This is a genomic window from Pseudomonas sp. GNP013, assembly GCF_054343995.1.
The window spans coordinates 5,511,524-5,531,963 of record NZ_JBTGUT010000001.1 but is presented as its reverse complement, the minus strand read 5'-3'; the positions used below and the strand labels follow the sequence as shown (position 1 = coordinate 5,531,963).

Annotated in this window: 20 protein-coding genes; 9 read left to right on the top strand and 11 right to left on the bottom strand. The window is 63.1% G+C overall.

From position 1 onward, the window contains the following. Positions 1-134 precede the first annotated feature (134 nt). The 3 genes from ACXX81_RS24525 to ACXX81_RS24515 all read right to left on the bottom strand — a co-directional run bounded on the left by ACXX81_RS24525 (position 135) and on the right by ACXX81_RS24515 (position 1,571). The gene (locus tag ACXX81_RS24525) at positions 135-569 is read right to left on the bottom strand and encodes a hypothetical protein (RefSeq protein WP_458572543.1); all 435 of its coding nucleotides are present in this window, start codon (positions 567-569) and stop codon (positions 135-137) included. Further along, complete coding sequence (locus ACXX81_RS24520) at positions 532-1,161, bottom strand: nucleotidyltransferase domain-containing protein (protein ID WP_057006536.1); 630 nt, start codon at positions 1,159-1,161, stop codon at positions 532-534. The genes ACXX81_RS24525 and ACXX81_RS24520 overlap by 38 nt, the downstream gene beginning before the upstream one ends. Positions 1,162-1,334: 173 nt before the next feature. Beyond that, positions 1,335-1,571 (bottom strand): DUF6124 family protein, encoded by a 237-nt coding sequence (locus tag ACXX81_RS24515; protein ID WP_003234578.1) that lies wholly within the window; start codon positions 1,569-1,571, stop codon positions 1,335-1,337. Positions 1,572-2,081: 510 nt separating this feature from the next. Between ACXX81_RS24515 and ACXX81_RS24510 the strand changes: the two genes are divergently transcribed. Together ACXX81_RS24510 and ACXX81_RS24505 are read left to right on the top strand one after the other, a co-directional pair. Further along, on the top strand, positions 2,082-2,360 hold the full coding sequence (locus tag ACXX81_RS24510) for a type II toxin-antitoxin system RelE/ParE family toxin (RefSeq protein WP_122459228.1): 279 nt from the start codon (positions 2,082-2,084) through the stop codon (positions 2,358-2,360). 14 nt (positions 2,361-2,374) lie between these two features. After that, positions 2,375-2,662 carry a HigA family addiction module antitoxin gene (locus ACXX81_RS24505; protein WP_209985899.1) on the top strand — a complete coding sequence of 96 codons (288 nt, stop codon included), beginning with the start codon at positions 2,375-2,377 and terminating at the stop codon, positions 2,660-2,662. A gap of 131 nt (positions 2,663-2,793) precedes the next feature. Here the strand turns inward: ACXX81_RS24505 and ACXX81_RS24500 are convergent, their stop codons facing one another. The 7 genes from ACXX81_RS24500 to pilG form a co-directional block, all read right to left on the bottom strand. Continuing rightward, positions 2,794-2,967, bottom strand: coding sequence for a DUF6124 family protein (locus ACXX81_RS24500; protein WP_458572614.1), 174 nt, complete (start codon positions 2,965-2,967; stop codon positions 2,794-2,796). A gap of 797 nt (positions 2,968-3,764) precedes the next feature. Continuing rightward, positions 3,765-4,220 carry a chemotaxis protein CheW gene (locus ACXX81_RS24495; RefSeq protein WP_209985903.1) on the bottom strand — a complete coding sequence of 152 codons (456 nt, stop codon included), beginning with the start codon at positions 4,218-4,220 and terminating at the stop codon, positions 3,765-3,767. After that, complete coding sequence (locus ACXX81_RS24490; RefSeq protein ID WP_458572542.1) at positions 4,213-10,032, bottom strand: Hpt domain-containing protein; 5,820 nt, start codon at positions 10,030-10,032, stop codon at positions 4,213-4,215. The genes ACXX81_RS24495 and ACXX81_RS24490 overlap by 8 nt, the downstream gene beginning before the upstream one ends. A gap of 169 nt (positions 10,033-10,201) precedes the next feature. After that, the gene (locus ACXX81_RS24485; RefSeq protein ID WP_458572541.1) at positions 10,202-12,253 is read right to left on the bottom strand and encodes a methyl-accepting chemotaxis protein; all 2,052 of its coding nucleotides are present in this window, start codon (positions 12,251-12,253) and stop codon (positions 10,202-10,204) included. After that, positions 12,250-12,774: a chemotaxis protein CheW gene (locus ACXX81_RS24480; protein ID WP_209985911.1), complete on the bottom strand. Its 525-nt coding sequence runs from the start codon at positions 12,772-12,774 to the stop codon at positions 12,250-12,252. Before ACXX81_RS24480 ends, ACXX81_RS24485 begins: the two co-directional genes overlap by 4 nt. A gap of 12 nt (positions 12,775-12,786) precedes the next feature. Further along, positions 12,787-13,152 (bottom strand): twitching motility response regulator PilH, encoded by a 366-nt coding sequence (pilH, locus tag ACXX81_RS24475; protein ID WP_003234583.1) that lies wholly within the window; start codon positions 13,150-13,152, stop codon positions 12,787-12,789. Positions 13,153-13,197: 45 nt separating this feature from the next. After that, positions 13,198-13,605 (bottom strand): twitching motility response regulator PilG, encoded by a 408-nt coding sequence (gene pilG / locus ACXX81_RS24470; protein WP_003234584.1) that lies wholly within the window; start codon positions 13,603-13,605, stop codon positions 13,198-13,200. Between the two features lie 237 nt (positions 13,606-13,842). Between pilG and gshB the strand changes: the two genes are divergently transcribed. From gshB to ACXX81_RS24435, 7 genes are all read left to right on the top strand, one after another. Further along, on the top strand, positions 13,843-14,796 hold the full coding sequence (gene gshB, locus ACXX81_RS24465; protein ID WP_057006529.1) for a glutathione synthase: 954 nt from the start codon (positions 13,843-13,845) through the stop codon (positions 14,794-14,796). Positions 14,797-14,872: 76 nt separating this feature from the next. Further along, positions 14,873-15,778, top strand: a complete 906-nt coding sequence (locus tag ACXX81_RS24460) for an energy transducer TonB (protein WP_209985913.1) — start codon at positions 14,873-14,875, stop codon at positions 15,776-15,778. 67 nt (positions 15,779-15,845) lie between these two features. Then, the gene (locus tag ACXX81_RS24455) at positions 15,846-16,415 is read left to right on the top strand and encodes a YqgE/AlgH family protein (RefSeq protein WP_231422799.1); all 570 of its coding nucleotides are present in this window, start codon (positions 15,846-15,848) and stop codon (positions 16,413-16,415) included. Continuing rightward, positions 16,415-16,852, top strand: coding sequence for a Holliday junction resolvase RuvX (gene ruvX / locus ACXX81_RS24450; protein ID WP_003234589.1), 438 nt, complete (start codon positions 16,415-16,417; stop codon positions 16,850-16,852). The genes ACXX81_RS24455 and ruvX overlap by 1 nt, the downstream gene beginning before the upstream one ends. Before the next feature lie 73 nt (positions 16,853-16,925). Then, complete coding sequence (gene pyrR / locus ACXX81_RS24445; RefSeq protein WP_209985916.1) at positions 16,926-17,432, top strand: bifunctional pyr operon transcriptional regulator/uracil phosphoribosyltransferase PyrR; 507 nt, start codon at positions 16,926-16,928, stop codon at positions 17,430-17,432. A gap of 24 nt (positions 17,433-17,456) precedes the next feature. After that, positions 17,457-18,461: an aspartate carbamoyltransferase catalytic subunit gene (locus tag ACXX81_RS24440; RefSeq protein WP_209985919.1), complete on the top strand. Its 1,005-nt coding sequence runs from the start codon at positions 17,457-17,459 to the stop codon at positions 18,459-18,461. Next, positions 18,458-19,729, top strand: coding sequence for a dihydroorotase (locus ACXX81_RS24435; protein ID WP_209985920.1), 1,272 nt, complete (start codon positions 18,458-18,460; stop codon positions 19,727-19,729). Before ACXX81_RS24440 ends, ACXX81_RS24435 begins: the two co-directional genes overlap by 4 nt. A 158-nt stretch (positions 19,730-19,887) precedes the next feature. Here the strand turns inward: ACXX81_RS24435 and ACXX81_RS24430 are convergent, their stop codons facing one another. After that, the gene (locus ACXX81_RS24430; RefSeq protein WP_169793778.1) at positions 19,888-20,298 is read right to left on the bottom strand and encodes an NINE protein; all 411 of its coding nucleotides are present in this window, start codon (positions 20,296-20,298) and stop codon (positions 19,888-19,890) included. Between the last annotated feature and the right edge of the window lie 142 nt (positions 20,299-20,440).

Here is a 20,440-nt window from a genome sequence, read left to right as displayed (position 1 = left end):
GTTACGGCTGGAGTAATGGAGTATCAGCAAATGCTGAGTTGGGCTGAGTGAAGGAGAAACATGTGAGAGGGGGCTTGCTCCCTCCCACATTTGCTCGGTGGTGTTCAGTGGATAGCGGTCGCAGGAAAGGCGCGTTATGTCCATTTATGACCAGCAAGAAGCTCTTCCACTTTCGTCAACAGCGCCATTGCGGCGCTCATCAATTGACTTAGCAGCGCCTCGTCTTCATCCATGTAGCCCTCATATTCCGCCAGATTTCGGCGCTCATGGCACAGCACCAATAACCTCACCTCCACCTTGTTCGCTTCGGTGGTGTGTACCAGACATTGAAAGACCAGATAGCGTTTGTCGGAGCGATACCCTTGCAGACGCAGGGCTGTAAGCGCCATGGCATGAGCGGCGTTGTAGGCCAGGTCGAAACAACTGGCGAACGATAGCGGCGCGGTTGCGGCGTCTTTCAACCGGTCACGGGCCGAGCGCATCAGCCCATCACATTCCTTGCGATCCGGCGGCTCGGCTTTCAAGCCACCCCTACGTTGCAGATTCTCCAGGTTTGCCTTGCTGTCCATCCATGGATTCCAGGGGATTTCCCCCAATCAGATTGATCTTGTCCTGCTGTACGACCCGTTGCACAAAGCTGTTGCCGGCATTCCATTTGCCGATCCAGTCTTGAGGGGTGTAAAGCGTCGGGTTGATGGTGCGGCCCAGTTGCTCTTCCAGCGGTATGAGCTGTTCCATGACTTCACTGTAGTTGAGGCTTTTGCCGATCAGCATGAGATCTATGTCACTGGATGAGTGCGCCTCGCCCTTGGCGATGGAGCCGTAAACAAACGCCCAGGTGATCTGCGCGGCGAACGGTGCCAGTGCGTTGCGCAATGGCTCATCCAGGCCAAGCGTCTTGCGCACGATAGCCAGCATCTCCGAGTAGATCGGGCACAGAGGGTTGGCCTGGTAATGGGTCTGGTTGCCCTGGCGCGTTACGCTCAGGATGCCGGCCAGCTGCAAACGCGTCAGCTCGCGGGTGAGACTACCCTTACCCACCTGGGCCCAGCGCGCGATTTCATTGGTGAAGAAACTTTTCTCGGGCTTGCCGAACAGCAGGCCAAGCACTTTCTGCTGGGTGACGGTGAAAAGCGCGGAACTGAGCGATAAGGTTTGCATGGTGAAGGCCGGAGAGTCCCAATAAGGGAACGATAGGTCCCTTTATGGGAACGATCAAGCACAAAATGTGCGAGGGAGTCTGCTCCCGATAGCAGGCGGTCAGTTGATGAACAGGCAACTGACCGCCTGCTATCGGGAGCAAGCCCCCTCCCTCATTTGCTCGGTGGCGTGGTTTAGATAGGCGAAGGACTGACTTGCTCCAGTGCTCTGTCGACCAGCAATTGGCCGAGCTCGGCCAGCTGTTGAATGCCGAGCATGATCGCGCGCTGGGAAGCGTCCAGGTCGAAGGCCAGCGTGCAAGTGAGTGCGTTGAGGGAGGACAGGGTTTCGCTGGCATTGACCAGCAGGGTTTCGGTGGTTTGCTGGGGGGTTACGGTGAAGAGGGGTGAACTCGGGGTGGGTTTGACCATGATTTACAGCTCCGATATGTGATGGAGGCTGCGCCCTTTCCGCTTGCACGCGAATAAGGGTGGCAGCTGTGCGCAGGTGTGCAAGACCGGGCATATCGGACCCCGGCAGACCTCGAAAGATCTCCCGCGCGCAGCTGCCATAACAAGTACAGCAGGCATAAAAAACGCCCGCTGAATGGCTATGGGCGTTTATGCGCCGACATGTAACCGGACTTGCACGTCCGTGTCACCGTTTTTTGCGATGACGGGACGAAGACTAGGCGCGCGGGCCGTGCTCAACAAGTTCATGCTCAGCCCAAAATCCTGCAGGAAAATTCCGAGAGCCGTATTCGAGCGCGTTCTCCCGACAGACGGTAAGGAATGCTCCGACAGGCTTTTCAGGTTGTTGGTCGGAACCCGCCTCTTTAGCCTTTCAGCTCGAATCGTGCCACGGGCAGACACCATGAATCCGACCAAAAACCCCGGTACAAGGCCCTTGCAGAGCGTGATGCATCACATCACAATCACACCATGATCGTCAGTTGGAAACATAAGGGGCTCAGAGCCTTTTATGAGAACGGTTCAACCAAAGGTATCAACGCCAATCATGCAAAGCGCCTGCGCCGCGTTCTGTTCATTCTGGATAAGGCCGAACACCCAGAAGCTTTGAATCTGCCCGGATGGCGCTTTCATCGATTGAAGGGCGATCTGATCGACTACTGGTCCGTCAGTATCAGTGGTAACTGGCGCATTATTTTTCGGATGCTCGATGATCAGGTCGAACTGATTGATTATCTTGATTACCACTGAGTAGAGGTATCTATATGGGCATGCACAACCCACCTCACCCAGGCGAAATTTTGCTTGAGGATGTGATCCCTGCCGTAGGCATCACCATCACTGAAATGGCAAGGCGCCTGGGCTTCGCCCGTGAGACGTTTTCCAGGATCTTGCATGGCCATGCCCCAATCAGCCCGGACCTTGCCGTCAGGTTGGAGCGCGCCGGTGTGAGTACCGCACAGCTATGGTTGTCGATGCAAAGCGCCTACGACCTGTGGCAGGCAGAGCACCGTGAGCAACCAGTGATTGAGCGGTTTGCGCGGATCGATTGAGGCCTGAAGCCGAGCGCGACTCACTGTGGGAGGGGGCTTGCTCCCGATAGCAGGCGGTCAGTTGATGAACAGGCAACTGACCCATCGCTATCGGGAGCAAGCCCCCTCCCTCATTTGCTCGGTGGCGTGGTTTAGATAGGCGAAGGACTGACTTGCTCCAGTGCTCTGTCGACCAGCAATTGGCCGAGCTCGGCCAGTTGTTGAATGCCGAGCATGATCGCGCGCTGGGAAGCGTCCAGGTCGAAGGCCAGCGTGCAAGTGAGTGCGTTGAGGGAGGACAGGGTTTCGCTGGCATTGACCAGCAGGGTTTCGGTGGTTTGCTGGGGGGTTACGGTGAAGAGGGGTGAACTCGGGGTGGGTTGACCATGATGAAACTCCTAAACAGTTAGTAAGGAGCGCCACCGTTCGCTTGCACGCGAATGAGGGTGGCGACCGTGCGCAGGTGTGCAAGACCGGGCCTGTTTAGGACACCCAGCAGGTCCGAGGACCTCCTGCGCGCGGCCGCCATAAAGCAGCGAGCACAAAAAACGCCCGAGGCTGGGCGTTTATACGCCTAAACAGTTTCGTCGGACTTGCACGTCCGTGTCACCGTTTTTCGCGATGACGGGACGAAGACTAGGCGCGCTGGCCGTGCTCAACAAGTTCATGCACAGCCCAAAATCCTGCAGGAAAATTCCGAGAGCCGTATTCGAGCGCGATTGAGTGTCGCAGGCCCCTTTCGCGCAGCAAACTGGAGCTTCTGTGGCGAGCGGGCTTGCCCCGCGTTGGGGTGCGAAGCGCCCCCAATCGAGCAAAAACGCGGTGTACGTGATACGGCTCAGCGCCTGGCTTTGGGGCTGCTGCGCAGCCCAACGCAGGACAAGCCTGCTCGCCACAGGGGAGCTGCGCTTAACTGAACGGCATTAGGGCAAGCCCGCTCGCCACAGGAAAGTGGCTGCCTGAAATTTCAGGCTTTAAATCAAAAAGTTATCTTATGTTTGATAAGAGCGGGTTTGCTCGCGAATGCGGTATATCAGCCATGTTTCAGTGACTGACCCAGCGCCTTCGCAGGCAAGCCAGCTCCCACATTTGGATCTTCACAGGAATATGAACAGGTGGGTCATCAGGCCAGGCCGGACTCGACCAGCAGCGCTTCAAGCCCCATCAAGTCCGGCACTCTCGCCACATGCTCGCCCACCTGCACCGCCGCCAGCTCCAGCGGGCACAGCGGCACGTCGACGTAGCTCAATTCGCTGTCGAGTTTGTACGAGCGGGGAATGCCCTGAATCACCAGCGCAATGAACTTCAGCGTTGGCCGCCCGCCGAGGGCGTTCAGCACCACGATGCGCGAACGCTCGCCGGTCAGGCTGGCTTCGCCGCACACCGCTTCAAAGCTGATCAACGGAATCTGCCGATCACGCCAGGTCACTTGCCGCAGATACCACGGCGGCGCATCACTGGCCGGCTCTCCACGCTGAAAGTCGATCAACTCGGCAATGGCGACGTTAGGCAACACCAGGTGCCGATCAGCCAGGGGCAGCAGCAGGCCGGTGAGTTGGCTGGCGCGGTGGTCAAGCATGGGACTTGCTCCAATAGGCGATGCTTTCCAGCAGCACCGACTCCTGGTACGGCTTGCCCAGGTAGTCGTTGACGCCGATGGCCATGGCGCGGTCGCGGTGTTTCTGGCCGGTGCGCGAGGTGATCATGATGATCGGCAGGCGCATCAGCCGTGGGTCGTTGCGCACCTGGATCGCCACTTCGAAGCCGTCCATGCGCGGCATTTCGATGTCGAGCAGCATCAGGTCCGGGGTGTGCTCCTCAAGCACGGCCAGGGCGTCGATGCCGTCCTTGGCGGTGAGCACGTTCATGCCGTTGCGCTCCAGCAGGCGGCTGGTGACTTTGCGCACGGTGACCGAATCGTCCACCACCAGCACCAGCAGCGGACGCTTTTTCAGCGGGTCGTTGAGCACCAGCGGCACGTCCAGCGCCTGCGCCGGCAAGGCCGGTTGCCGCACGCGGATATGCGCCAGCAGGTCGATGATCAACACCACGCGGCCATCGCCCAGGATCGTTGCACCGGACAGCCCCTGCACCCCGGCAAACTGCGGCCCCAAGCCCTTGACCACAATCTCGCGTGTGCCCGCCATGGCATCCACATGCACCGCCACGCGGCGCTCATTGCAGTGCACCAGCAACACCGGTACCGGTTGGTACTCGCCCAGCAGTTTTGGGCGGCCGACGGTGTGCAACAGGTCGCCCAGGTAGAACAGCTCATAGCGCTGGCCGGCGTATTCGTAACACGGCGGGTCCTGCTGATAATGCCCGGCCAGTTCATGGGGGGGCACGCGCACCAGGCCTTCAATGGTGTTAAGCGGGATCGCGTATTGATCGTCCGCGCACTGCACCATCAACGCCCGGTTGACCGACACGGTGAACGGCAGGCGAATGCGAAAGTGCACGCCCGCTCCCGAGGTCGAATCGATCACCATCGAGCCGCCCAGCTGGCGCACCTCTTCATGCACCACGTCCATGCCCACGCCACGCCCGGAAATCTGCGTGATTTTCTCGGCGGTAGAAAACCCCGGCTGCAGGATGAACTGCAACACGTCGCGGTCGCTCATCTCCTGATCGGGCTTGAGCAGCCCGCGCTTGATCGCCTTGCGCCGCACCGCGTCGAGGGGCACGCCGGCGCCGTCGTCGCGCATGTCGAACACGATGTCGCCGCCTTCGTGGGTCAGGTCCAGGGTGATGCGGCCCGTCTCGGGCTTGCCCGCCAACAGGCGCGCCTCACGCGATTCCAGGCCATGGTCGACGGCGTTGCGCAGCATATGCTCGAGCGGCGCAACCATGCGCTCCAGCACGTTGCGGTCCATCTCGCCCTCGGCATTGCCGACCACGAACTCCACGTCCTTGCCCAACTCTTGCGCCACCTGGCGCACGATGCGCTTGAGGCGTGGCAGCATGCGTTCGAATGGCACCATACGGGTGCGCATCAGGCCTTCCTGCAAGGCGGTGTTGATGCGCGCCTGTTGCTGCAACAGGTCATGGGCATCCTGGTTGCGACGCTCAAGGGTTTCCTTGAGATCCAGCAGGTCGCTGGCCGACTCGGACAGCGCGCGGGACAACTGCTGCAACTGTGAATGGCGGTCCATTTCCAGCGGATCGAATTCTTCATAGCCCAGGCGCTCGGCCTCGGCCTGCTGGCGGCTGAGCAGGCGGCCCTGGGTTTCGCTGTCGAGCCGGCGCAGTTGGTCGCGCATGCGCTCGATGGTGGTTTCCACCTCGCTCAACGCGGCGCGCGCGTCGTTGACCTGCTGTTCGATGCGGCCCCGGAAGATCGAGGTTTCGCCGGCCAAATTGACCAAATCGTCGAGCAGGTCGGCGGAGATCTTCACCATGTCGGCGTTGGGATCGACGGCCGTTTCGGTCTTGCCCGCCGGCAACGCCACCGGCCCCAGCGGTTCCGCGCTGGGCTGCACCAGGCTTCTGATGCGCGTGATCAGTTTGTCCACCGAGCCCACCGGCAGGCCATCGGCGACCGCGTCGATCATCTGCGCCAGGCGGTCGTGGCAGCCTTGCAGCAAAGCGAACAGCTCGGCCGACGGCGCAAGCAACCCGGCCGACAGCCCTTCGTAGAGAAATTCCAGCTCATGGGCCAGGTCGCCAATCGGCGCGATCTCGACCATGCGCGCGCCGCCCTTGAGGGTGTGCAGGTCGCGCAGCAGGGTTTCCACTTCCTGGCGACCGCCCGGCTCGGCCTGCCAGCGCAGCAGCGCGGCGCCGGAACTGTCGAGGATATCGGCCGCTTCTTCGAGGAAGATATCCAGCAGCTCGGGGTCGGCACTGGCGGCCTGCGGTGCGGCAACCGGTGCAGCCGGCGTACTGCCCTGGCGAAACGCACGCAGCGTGTCGATCAGTTCGCGGCTGTCGCCCAACGGCTGATGGTCGTGCAGCTCTTCCAACTGCAAGGCCAACTGCTCGTGACTGGCCATCAGCAGGCGCGACAGTTCGGCCGAGTAGCTGTAGCGGCGGTCCACCAGGCCTTCGTACAAGCACTCAAGTTCCTGGGCGAGGTCGCCCACCGGCTCGATTTCGGCCATGCGCGCGCCACCCTTGAGGGTGTGCAGGTCGCGTTGCAGGGAGGACAGCGGCGCGGCGTTTTCCGGGTCCAGCAGCCAGCGTTTAAGCGACTGGCCGGCACTGTCGAGAATGTCCACCGCCTCTTCGAGGAAGATCTCGACGATCTCGTCGTCCATCACCGTTGCCTGCTCCAACTGCGCCGTGGCGGCGCCCAGTTCGGCGATGTTCGGGGCGTTGTGGCCGTCGCGGGTGATCAGCCCGGTGGCGGACGGGTCGAGTGCATCGTCAAGCAGCTCGCGCAGGGCCTGCAAACGGGCCGGTGCCGGGCTGATTTCCTGGCCGGCGGCCAACTGGTCGAGCATGTTGATCAATGCTTCGTGGGCCTGTTCGGCCTCATGAAAAAACCGCGCGCTGACCGCCAGGCTGCTTTCTTCCACCGCGCCATACAGGTCGAGCAAGGCTTCACACAGGGCATCGATGGGGTGCAGGTCAGCGAGGTGCGCGCCCTCCCCCAGGGTGGTCAATTCGTCCAGCAGCGCGCTCAGCTCCTGGCGCTCGCCGGGGTGCTGCTGCCAGCGGCGCAGCAGGCTTTCGGCATCCAGCAAAATGTCCATGCCCTGGGCCAGGAAGTTGCTGATCAACTGCGGGTCGCGCTTGATGCGCAGGCCCGTGCCGGGGGCGTCGAGCAAGGCTTGAAGCTGCTGGTCGAGCAGCGCCTGGGTGCGGTTGATCAGCGCTGCCGCGCCTTTGATCGGCGCCAGCGGGTCGCGGTGCAACTGGCGCAGGCCTTGCTGGAACAGGCCTTCGGCTTCCAGCAGCAATTCCACTTCGTCCAGGTCCAGCGGCAGGCGGTGGGCCTTGTATTCACGGGTCAGGTGATCGAGCGGACGCGCCAGTTCGGCGATGGGCAACACACCGGCCATGTAGGCGCTGCCCTTGAGGGTGTGCAGCGCGCGTTGCAGGGCGTCGCTGACGTGCAGCGGAACGTGCTCGGCGGCCTGGTGCAGAAAGTGATTGAGGCTCTCGAGGTGGCTCTGGGCTTCGTTGCGGAAAATCTCCAGCAGCATCGGGTCGTGGGGTTCGACCGCGTGGGTCGGCGTGCCGCTGGCCAAGGCGTGGGCACGCGCAGCCAGGGCGTCGACTTCATCGCGCTGGCGCTGGTCGCCGCTGGCAAAATCGGCGATCAGTTCCGGCAGCAGGGCCACGGTTTCATCCAGCACCTCTTGCACGTCGGCGCCGAGGACCACGCTGCGCTCCAGCACGCGGTTGAGCAGGTTTTCCACCGCCCAGGCCAGCTCGGCCAGTACCAGCGCCCGCACCATGCGGCCGCTGCCCTTGAGGGTGTGAAAGGCGCGGCGCATTTCGGCCTGGGCGGTTTTGTCGGCACTGTTGGGCAGGTCACGGTGCAGCACCTCGAGGACTTCGTCGGTTTCTCCGAGGAAGACTTCGCGCAGTTCGTCGTCGATGGGGGCTTCGTCGGCCGGCGGCGGCAACAGGCTGCCGGGGCGTTGTCGGGCCGGCGGGTTCAGGCGTGAGGTGGGGCTGGCCAGGGCGTCGAACTGCGACTGGCTCGGCGCCTCATCGCTCGAAAGCGCACCCTCCGGCGCCACCAGCGCCTGGCGCCAGGGTTTGGCCGCAGGCAGGTAACCCAGCGCGGTCAGGCCCTGGGTGGCCATCTCCAGCACCCGTTCGCCGTCGGCGTCGGGGTCCTGGAGCATGCGTTCGAGGTAGTACTCCAGGCCGCTGATCACCTCGGCGAAATGCTCCAGCTGCACCTCGGACGGTGCGCCATCGTTGACCATCAGCTGTTCATTCACGTAGTCGGCGCAGCCGCGCATCAGGCTCGCCGCGCGGGGCAAAGGGATCATGGCCAGCGCGCCACGCACCTGGCTCAGCAGCTCCGGCAGCGACTCCAGGTGCTGGCGGTCCCAATCGGCTTCGAGGCAATCGATCACCAGCTCTCTGGCCTGCTTGAGGCACTGGCAGGATTCGCGGATCACCAACTGGTGAATCTGGGTCAGGTCGGTGGTGGGCAGGCGGCTCTCCTCGCGGCCCTGCGCCTCCACGGTGCCGACCATGCCCGCCAGCGTGGCTTCGACGTAGAGCAACGCGCCTGCCACGTCCATCAGCACCGGATCACTGGGCTCGCGCTGACCCTGGGCCAGGCTCTGCACCACGGCCAACTGGTCGATGATCACTTTGCGCGGCTGACCGAAGCCCAGTACCGCCAGGGTGTCGGCGATCTGGCGCAGCGGCGCCAGCAGCGCGTCGAGATCGCCGATGTGCTGGCGGTCGCTGCGCACGAACAGGTCCAGCCGCTCCTTGACCCGCACCAGCTCTTCACACAACGCACCGAGCACCGACCCCATGGCATTGCGGTCCGGCCCGGCCAGGCGCGCACGCTCGGCATCCACCAGCGCGCTGTCGGGCAAGGCGTCATCCAGGCCGTAGCGTTCCTTCAAACTCTGCATGCGCGGGGTTGGCCGGGTGACCTTGGCCACATAAAACAACAGGCTCTTGAGCAAGCCATCCGGTGCGGGCTGGTTGATGCCGCCAATGCCCTGGGCGAGCAGGCGCTTGAGTTGTTTGCCACTGGCCTTGAGCAGGCTGCGCAACGCTGGGCTGTTGGCGATCACGCCGGTGAGCATGCCCTCGACCAGCGCCGAGGTGACTTGCCACAAGGGCAACAGCGGCGCGCCCTGGCACAGCGCTTCGAGGCGCGCGAACACCCGCGCCATGTCTTCCAGGTTGCTCGGGCCGTGGTCCTCGCGCAGCAACCCGGCCAGCGCCTGCTGCAACCATTGCTGCCACTGGCGCAATTGCTCGTGAAGCTCGGGCTGATCGCGCTGGGCCAGGGCGTCGTCGGGCAGCGGCGCAATCGACAGCAACTGCGGGCTGAACAGGCTGGTTTCCGACAGCAGGCTTTCGCCACGGGCGCTGCGCAGGTCGTTGAGCAACGGCAGCACCACCAGCGGCAAATCGCGGCGGGCGCTGTGCACGCGGTCCAGGTACAGCGGCAGCTGGCCGAGGGCCTGTTGCAGCAGGCGGAGGCTTTCGTCGCGCTGGCTGACGCGCTCGGCCTGCAGCGCCAGGGCCAGTTCCTCGATCTCTTCGGCGAGCAGCGCCGCGCCGTAGAACTCGACCATTTGCAGCGCGCCATGCACTTGATGGATGCACGCCAGGCACTCGCCCAGGGCGTCGGCGTCGCGGGTTTCGACAAACGCGTCCAGCGCCGAACGGGCCTGTTTCAGGGTTTCGGCAATGTCGCCCTTGACCCATTCGAGGGCCACGTAGTCGTGCCGATCAACCATAACTGCTCCGCTTAGAATTCGTGGGTTGCTGGTGTTGCCAAGATCTCGACAGTAAAGGAGATCCCAGGTGGCAGGGGGCTTGCTCCCGATGGCGGTGGGTCAGGCACCTGATTCATTGACTGATGTACCGCTATCGGGAGCAAGCCCCCTCTCACCTTTGAATCGCATTTCAATCGTCGACCGGTTTGGGCGGCGGAAGAGTGAATCCCGACACCGAACGCCGCAACTGGCTGGCCATTTTTGCCAGGTTGCCGATGCTCTCGGCGGTCGCCGTCGAGCCCGAGGAGGTCTGGGTGGTGATCTGCTGAATCACGTTCATGGTCAGGGAGATCTGCCCCGCCGACGACGTCTGTTGCTGCGCCGCATTGGAAATACTCTGGATCAGCGCCGCCAGGGTCTTGGACACCCCTTCGATCTCCTCCAGCGCCACGCCGGCGTCCTGGGCCAATCGCGCACCACGCACCACTTCGGTGGTGGTCTGCTCCATGGAAATCACGGCTTCGTTGGTGTCGGCCTGGATCGCCCGCACCAGGGTTTCAATCTGCCGGGTGGCCGCCGATGAGCGCTCGGCCAGGCGCTGCACTTCATCGGCCACCACGGCGAACCCGCGCCCGGCGTCACCGGCCATGCTCGCCTGGATCGCGGCGTTCAGGGCGAGGATGTTGGTCTGGTCGGCGATGTCGTCAATCAGGCTGACGATATCGCCGATTTCCTGGGACGACTCGCCCAGGCGCTTGATGCGTTTGGCGGTGTCCTGGATCTGTTCGCGAATGTTGTCCATGCCGTGGATGGTGTTGTGCACCACCTCGTTACCCTTGTTGGCGATCTCCACCGAGCGCTCGGCCACCGCCGAGGATTCGGCGGCGTTGGCCGAGACGTGGTCGATGGACTGGGCCATCTGGCTGATGGCGGTGGAGGCTTCGGCGATCTGCTGGGCCTGATGCTCCGAGGCCTGCGCCAGGTGCATGGCGGTGGCCTGGGTCTCTTGCACGGCACCGGCCACCTGGCCCGCCGTGAGGTTGATGGTGGCGACCAGATCGCGCAATTGATCCACGGAATAGTTGATCGAGTCGGCAATGGTGCCGGTGAAGTCCTCGGTCACCGAGGCCGTTACGGTGAGGTCGCCATCGGCCAGGTCTTCGATCTCATCGAGCAGGCGCATGATCGCGTTCTGATTGCGCTCGTTCTTCTCGGCGGTTTCACGCAGTTGACGGTTGGTTTCGCGCACCATCACCAGGCCGATCAGGATGATCGAGGTCAGCGCCAGCAAGCCCAGCATGTAGCCGCCGAGGGTGTCGAAGCTGCGTCCGCTGGCGAGGTTTTCGAAACCGATGGCCAGGTGCGAGGCTTCATCGAGCAGGGTCTGCGACAGGTTGAAGATATTGCTCGCCGAGGCGCGCACCTGGAACAGTTGCGGCGAGGTCTCGAGGATTTCATCCACCGAGCCGGACACGAACTCGAACAGCTCGGCGATTTCTGTCAGCCGCGCGCGGGCGTCACGGTCTTCGACCTGGGTGATGCGCAGCCCGGGATTGCCGTTGAGCATACCATTGAGCACCACGCCAAAGCGGTTGGCGTCGCGGCCGAAGGCATCGGCGGCCTGCACAGCGGTTTCGTCGCCGGCCAGCACGGTGTTGACCGCACCCAGGATGCGTTCGGCCAGCAACGACTGACGCTGGGCCAGGGCCACCTGGCTGGCCGGGGCGCCGCGCTGCAGCAGGATGTCGACGACCTTTTCCGATTCCATCTGCAATTGCGGCACGGTTTCGGCCAGGGTCGCGGCCACCTGATGCAGGGACAGCACCGTCTGTTCGCTGGCGAGGATTGCGTCGGTGTTTTTCAGCAGCGCTTCCCAGTCGGTCTGCACCGCGCGCATTTCGTTGCGCACGGCGCTGGGCGCGGCGGGCAGGCCGGTGTCGCGGTCGCCTTTTTTCAGGTAGCCCCAGCGCTGCGCGAAGTCGTTGCGCGCTTCGGCGAGCAGCTTGAACGCCGCCGCCTTGCCGGCAGCGGCTTCGGTCGCGTTCTTGGCGATGCGCTGGGACAGCACGCGCAGCTCGCCGGCGTGGCCGATGTACTGTTTGTCGTAGGTGGACTGGGTGTTGAGGTACGCGAAGTTGGCGAACAGCAGCATGATGAACACGATCAACGCGATGAACAGCACGATGATCTGTGAACGGCTGCGCGACGCGGCCTGTGGCCTGGGCGTGGTCGGGGTGGTCATGCGGCAACATCCATAAAGCCCGGGGCCTCGGCCAGGGCGAAGGGGCTGAACACCTGCCATTGCGGCTCGCCGTCGAAGCGGCCCTGGATATACGGCGCGTCGGGGCGGGCATCGCTCACCCGCGCGTCTTGTGCGAAATGCTGCATCCCCACCACCTCATCCACCAGCAGACCGACAAACAGCTCGTTGACCTCCACCACCAATACCCGCCGCTGCTTGCGCACCCTGGACAGCGGCAGGCCGAGGAACCCGCCCAGGTCCATCACCGGCAACAGTCGCCCGCGCAGGTTGGCCACGCCCTTGACCCAGGGTTTCACGCCGGGCATCAAGGTGCAGCGCGGTTCATGCAGCACCTCGGCGACTTCGCCGATGGGTGCCACGTACCAGTGCTGCCCCAGGCGAAAGCCGATGCCGCTCCAGCGTTGCAGGCGGGTTTCCTGGGACGGCAGGTCGGCGGCCAGCAGGCGACAGCGGCGGTCGATGTCCAGCAGCAGCTCGAAGGCAGTATGCGACTCGGTCATGATGGCGTGCCGTCAGCCGGCCAGCACCTTGTTGAGGGTGGCAATCAGGGTGTCTTCGTCGACCGGCTTGGTCAGGTAATCCTTGGCGCCCTGGCGCGCGCCCCAAATCTTGTCGGTTTCCTGGTCTTTGGTGGTGATGATGATGATCGGGATGCCGTTGGTTTCCGGCTCCTTGGACAGTTGGCGCGTGGCCTGAAAGCCGTTGAGGCCAGGCATCACGATGTCCATCAGCACGGCGTCGGGTTTTTCCTGACGGGCCAGGGCCACGCCGTCCGCGCCGTTCTCGGCTTTCAGCACCTGATGGCCGTGCTTTTCCAGCATGCCGGTGAGTTTGTACATTTCGGTCGGCGAATCGTCGACGATCAGAACACGTGCCATGGTTTTCCCCACTACATTGGTCGGCGCCGGCCCACGGGGGCGGCGTCAGTGTGCTTGTTCTACTGCGGCGAACCCGGGCACGCAGGCCTTGATCGCGCCCAGCAGTTCTTCCTTGCTGAACGGCTTGGTCAAAAACTGATCGACCCCCACGATGCGCCCCTTGGCCTTGTCGAACAGACCGTCCTTGGACGACAGCATGATCACCGGGATCGCCTTGAACGCCGGGTTGTTCTTCACCAGCGCGCAGGTCTGGTAGCCATCCAGGCGCGGCATCATGATGTCGACGAAAATAATGTGCGGGTGATGATCGACAATCCGGGCCAGGGCATCGAAACCGTCGATGGCCGTGATCACGTCGCAGCCCACGTTCTTCAACAGGGTTTCGGCGGTGCGGCGGATCGTTTTCGAATCGTCGATCACCATCACTCTCAAGGCGTTGGAATGCTGTTCCATAGTTGCTCTACCATCGCCACAGCGAATCGGTTTTTCGTGCGTGCTGCCTGATGACGCACAGCATGAGCGCCGCAAGCCTTGGAATTCAAGGGCTGGTGCGCCGTGGCAGTCTTTTTAGCACAGTCTCGGGGTGCAATCTATCGAGGCACCCGCGCGGTGGTTTTTCCTTGACCCACAACAGCCGCAGCGCCACTCTGACGCCACTTTTTATGCGCCTATCTGCAGAGGAAATCCCCCATGAGCGTTCGCGTCGGCATTGTCATGGACCCTATCGCCAGCATCTCCTATAAAAAGGACAGCTCGCTGGCCATGCTGCTGGCCGCCCAGGCACGCGGCTGGACGCTGTTCTATATGGAGCAGCGCGACCTTTACCAGGGCGACGGCGAGGCCCGTGCGCGCATGCGCCCGCTGCAGGTGTTCGCCAACCCCGGGAAGTGGTTCGAGCTGCAAGACGAAATCGACAGCCCGCTGAGCGATCTGGACGTGATCCTGATGCGCAAGGACCCGCCGTTCGACATGGAATTCGTCTATTCCACCTACCTGCTGGAGCAGGCCGAGCGCGCCGGCGTGCTGATCGTCAACAAGCCGCAGAGCCTGCGCGACTGCAACGAAAAACTGTTTGCCACGCTGTTCCCGCAGTGCACGCCGCCCACCGTGGTCAGCCGCCGTGCCGATGTGCTGCGTGAATTTGCCGCCAAACATGGGGATGTGATTCTCAAGCCGCTGGACGGCATGGGCGGCACCTCGATTTTCCGTCACCGCGCCGGCGACCCCAACCTGTCGGTGATCCTGGAGACCCTGACCGTGCTGGGCACCCAGCAGATCATGGGTCAGGCCTACCTGCCGGCGATCAAGGACGGCGACAAGCGCATCCTGATGATCGACGGCGAGCCGGTGGATTACTGCCTGGCGCGGATTCCGGCGGCGGGCGAGACCCGCGGCAACCTGGCGGCGGGTGGCCGTGGTGAAGCGCGTCCGCTGTCGGACAAGGATCGCTGGATTGCAGAACAGGTCGGCCCGACCCTGCGCGAGAAGGGCCTGCTGTTTGTCGGCCTGGACGTGATCGGTGAGAACCTCACCGAAATCAACGTGACCAGCCCGACCTGTATTCGCGAGATCGATAATGCATTTGGCACGAACATCGGCGAAATGCTGATGGCTGCGATTGAGCGCAAGCTGCAATCCAAGTGACATAGACAGCCGGACACACACCAACATTGCGTTATCATGCCCCACCTGTGAAACGCGCGATGTTGGTTTTTTTGTCATGACGCTCCCGCCCGAACTGCCCCCAGAACTCTCCCACAGCGGCGTGCGCCCGGCTGATCGGCTCGGCTTTACCCTGTTTATGGCAGCGTTGATTCACCTGGCATTGATCCTCGGTGTGGGCTTTACCATGGTCGAGCCCAGACAGATCACCCAGACGCTGGAAATCACCCTCGCCACGTTCAAGAGCGAAAAGGCGCCCGAGAAGGCCGATTTTCTCGCCCAGGAAAACCAGCAGGGCAGCGGCACGCTCGACAAGAAAGCCGTGCCCAAGACCACTGAAGTGGCGCCCTTCCAGGACAACAAGGTCAATAAGGTCTCCCCGCCGCCGGCGCCAAAGCCCGAGGTCAGGCAGGCCGCGCCCAAGCCTGCGGTGACTACCGTCGCGCCCAAACCGCAGAAAGCGCCGGTGCAGCGCGAAAAGACCAAAACCGACCCGCAGCCCGAACCGGCAAAGCCGGCACCGACGTTCGACAGCTCGACCCTGTCCGACGAGATTTCCAGCCTGGAAGCCGAACTGGCGCACGAACAACAGCTGTACGCCAAGCGCCCGCGTATCTACCGGCTCAACGCTGCTTCGACCATGCGCGACAAAGGTGCCTGGTATAAGGACGAGTGGCGCAAAAAGGTCGAGCGCATCGGCAACCTGAACTACCCGGAAGAAGCGCGGCGTCAGCAGATTTACGGGAATTTGCGTCTATTGGTGTCAATCAACCGTGATGGCACACTGTATGAAGTGCAGGTGCTGGAGTCCTCCGGCCAGCCGCTGCTGGACCAGGCCGCCCAGCGCATCGTGCGCCTGGCCGCGCCTTTTGCGCCGTTTTCCGGCGACCTGAACGACGTGGACCGCCTGGAAATCATCCGCACCTGGAAATTCGCCAAGGGTGATCGGCTGTACAGCAACTGATGACAATTGCCCTGTGCAATTCATCCCCGGCTTGTCAGGTCGCCCCTCCACCGCCACACTACCGGACATGAAAAATGTCAGCCCGACCTACCTCAAGCACCACTTCCTGATCGCCATGCCCCACATGGCCGACCCGAACTTTGCGCAGACCTTGACCTACATCGTCGAGCACACCGCCAATGGTGCCATGGGGTTGGTGGTGAACCGCCCGCAGGAACTGAACCTGGCCGATATCCTTGAGCAACTGCGCCCGGACATCGACGCGCCCGCCCGTTGCCAGGACGTGCCGATCTACATCGGCGGGCCGGTGCAGACCGATCGCGGCTTCGTGCTGCATCCGACCGGGCCGACGTTCCAGGCCACGGTGGACCTGGACGGTGTGTCGCTGTCCACCTCCCAGGACGTGCTGTTCGCCATCGCCGACGGCGTGGGCCCGGAGCAAAGCGTGATCACCCTGGGCTACGCCGGCTGGGAAGCCGGGCAACTGGAGGCGGAGCTGGCGAGCAACGCCTGGCTGACCTGCCCGTTCGACGCCGACATCCTGTTCAACACCGCCAGCGAACTGCGCCTGGAAGCGGCCGCCGCCAAGCTGCGGGTCAACCTCAATCTGCTGACCAGCCAGGCGGGGCACGCCTGATGGCCTTGCGCTTGATCCTCGGGTTTGACTACGGCACCAAACAGATCGGCGTGGCCGTCGGCCAGGTGATCACCGGCCAGGCACGCGAGCTGTGCACCTTGAAGGCCCAGAACGGCGTACCGGACTGGAATCAGGTCGAAGCCCTGATCAATGAATGGAAGCCCGACGCGGTGGTGGTCGGCCTGCCCTTGAACATGGACGGCACCCCCAGCGAAATGTGCCTGCGCGCCGAAAAATTCGCGCGCCGCCTCAATGGTCGCTACAACCTGCCCTTCTATACCCACGATGAACGCCTGACCACCTTTGAAGCCAAGGGTGAACGCCGCGACCGTGGTGGGCAGAAGGGCAGCTACCGCGACAACCCGGTAGACGCCATCGCCGCCGCCCTGTTGTTGCAGGGCTGGCTGGATGAAAACACGGCTTTATTTGCATCCTGACTGACGCGGCATGCCGCGTCTTTTTACGTTTGAGCCCGGACCTTGCCTGCGCGAGGCCTACCAAGGAGCCCCCATGAGCCTGCCCAATCCCGCCGAACTGATCACCCAGATGGCGACATGCCTCACGGCCCACCTGGAACACCGTGGCATCAGCGAACCGCGCTTCATCGGCATTCGCACCGGCGGCGTGTGGGTGGCCCAGGCGTTGCTGACCGAGCTGGGCAGCGAGTCGCCGCTGGGCACTCTGGACGTGTCGTTCTACCGCGACGACTTCAGCCAGAACGGCCTGCACCCGCAAGTGCAACCTTCGGCGCTGCCGTTTGAGGTGGACGGCCAGCACCTGGTGCTGATCGACGACGTGCTGATGAGCGGCCGCACCATTCGCGCGGCCCTCAACGAGCTGTTCGACTACGGGCGCCCGGCCAGCGTGACGCTGGTGTGCCTGCTGGACCTGGACGCCGGCGAATTGCCGATCAGCCCGGACGTGGTCGGCGCGACACTGTCTTTGGCTGCCCACCAGCGGGTAAAATTGTCCGGTCCCACGCCGCTCGAACTCGAACTGCAAGACCTCGCCCTTTAAACCGCCTTGTAAAGAGTCCCCGCGATGACGCCTCTAGATGCCAAGCGCCCGCTGCAGCTCAATGCTCAGGGTCAGTTGCAACATTTCTTGTCCCTCGACGGTTTGCCCCGCGAACTGCTCACCGAAATCCTCGACACCGCCGACTCGTTCCTCGAAGTAGGCGGACGCGCGGTGAAGAAGGTCCCGCTGCTGCGCGGCAAGACCATCTGCAATGTGTTCTTCGAGAACTCCACGCGCACCCGCACCACCTTTGAACTGGCGGCCCAGCGTCTGTCGGCCGACGTGATCACGCTGAACGTGTCCACCTCGTCGGCGAGCAAGGGCGAAACCCTGCTCGACACCCTGCGCAACCTCGAAGCCATGGCCGCCGACATGTTCGTGGTGCGCCACGGCGACTCCGGCGCCGCGCACTTCATCGCCGAGCACGTGTGCCCGCAGGTGGCGATCATCAACGGCGGCGACGGCCGTCACGCCCACCCGACCCAGGGCATGCTCGACATGCTCACCATCCGGCGGCACAAGGGCAGCTTTGAAAACCTTTCGGTGGCCATCGTCGGCGACATCCTGCACTCGCGGGTGGCGCGCTCGAACATGCTGGCCCTCAAAGCCCTGGGCTGCCCGGATATCCGCGTGATTGCGCCCAAGACCCTGCTGCCGATCGGCATCGAGCAATACGGCGTCAAGGTCTACACCAACATGACAGAAGGCCTCAAGGACGTGGACGTGGTGATCATGCTGCGCCTGCAACGCGAACGCATGTCCGGTGGCCTGCTGCCGAGCGAGGGCGAGTTCTACCGCCTGTTCGGCCTGACCACCGCACGCCTGGCCGGCGCGAAACCGGATGCCATCGTGATGCACCCGGGCCCGATCAACCGGGGCGTGGAGATCGAGTCGGCGGTGGCCGACGGCAACCAGTCGGTGATTCTCAACCAGGTGACCTACGGCATCGCCGTGCGCATGGCGGTGATGTCCATGGCCATGAGCGGGCAAACCGCGCAACGTCAATTCGAGCAGGAGAACGCCCAGTGAAGCTCAGCATTCTTGGCGCGCGCGTAATCGACCCGGCCAGTGGCCGGGATCACGTCACCGATCTGCATCTGGAAGCCGGCAAGATCATTGCCATCGGCGCCGCCCCCGGCGGCTTCAGCCCCAGCCAAACCATCGACGCCAACGGCCTGGTGGCCGCGCCGGGCCTGGTGGACCTGAACGTGGCCCTGCGCGAGCCGGGCTACAGCCGCAAGGGCAGCATCGCCAGCGAAACCCGCGCCGCCGCTGCCGGCGGGGTGACCAGCCTGTGCTGCCCGCCGCACACCAAGCCAGTGCTGGACACCTCGGCGGTGACCGAGCTGATCCTCGACCGCGCCCGCGAGGCCGGCAATTGCAAGGTGTTCCCCATCGGCGCGCTGAGCAAAGGCCTGGACGGCGAGCAGCTTGCAGAGCTGATCGCCCTGCGCGACGCCGGTTGCGTGGCCTTCGGCAACGGCCTGGAGAGCTTTCGCAGCACCCGCACCCTGTGCCGTGCCCTGGAATACGCGGCCACGTTCGACCTGACGGTGATCTTCCATTCCCAGGACCGCGACTTGGCCGAAGGCGGCCTGGCCCATGAGGGCGCCGTGGCCAGCTTCCTCGGCCTGCCCGGCATCCCGGAAACCGCCGAGACCGTGGCCCTGGCGCGCGACTTGCTGCTGGTGGAACAAAGCGGCGTGCGCGCGCATTTCAGCCAGCTGACCAGCGCACGCGGGGTTGCCCTGATCGCCCAGGCCCAGGCCCGTGGCTTGCCGGTGACGGCGGACGTGGCGCTGTACCAGTTGATCCTCACGGATGAAGCGCTGATCGACTTCTCCAGCCTGTACCACGTGCAGCCGCCACTGCGCACATTGACCGACCGCGAGGGTTTGCGGGCGGCGGTCAAATCCGGCGTGGTCTCGGCGATTTCCAGCCATCACCAGCCCCACGAACGCGACGCCAAGCTGGCGCCGTTTGGCGCGACCGAGCCGGGTATCAGCAGCGTTGAGCTGTTGCTGCCCCTGGCGATGACCCTGGTGGAAGACGGCTTGCTGGACTTGCCGACGTTACTGGCACGCCTGAGCAGCGGCCCGGCCGAGGCCTTGCGCCTGCCGGCGGGCAAACTGGCAGTGGGTGCGGCGGCGGACCTGGTGCTCTTTGACCCGGCCAGCTCGACGATTGCCGGGGAGCATTGGTTGTCCAAGGGTGAGAATTGCCCGTTTATCGGGCATAGCCTGCCGGCGACGGTGCGTTATACCTTGGTCGACGGCCGCATCAGCTACCAGGCCTAAGCCTATCTGCAGTGGGCACAGTAAATGTGGGAGGGGGCTTGCTCCCGATTGCAGTGGGTCAGCAACAGATGAGCTGACGGGTCCACCGCTATCGGGAGCAAGCCCCCTCCCACATTTGAGCTCCATCAGGCTTATGAGCGCCATCAGGGTTACGCGATTTATCGGCCGCTGTTGCGCTCGGCATTGCGGATCGAAATCTGCGTATTCAAGGTCCAGAAGTCATACAAAACCCCTACCAGGAACAACCCGCCGGTCAGCAGGTAGATCAGGCCGGTGATCCATTTGCCCTGGTACATGCGGTGCACACCGAACACGCCCAGAAACGCCAGCAGAATCCACGCAATGTTGTATTCGACAGGCCCGGCGGTAAAACGCAGGTCGGCTTCACGGTCCATGGCCGGGATCAGGAAGAAGTCGATCAGCCAGCCGATACCCAGTAAGCCCAGGGTGAAAAACCAGATCGTTCCGGTCACGGGTTTGCCGTAATAAAAGCGATGGGCGCCGGTAAAGCCGAAAATCCACAGCAGGTAACCGATCACCTTGCTGTGGGTGTCTTGCTGCTGGCCAATCTGTTGATAGGTGTTCATCGCGTACCTCATTTGCCTCGATAGATAAATTTTTTCACTTTCTTTGTGACTTTTTTACAGGCGCCCGACGTACGGCAAATGGTATCTTCCCTGCCCTGAAAGCCTTATGCCACCTGACTTGTGT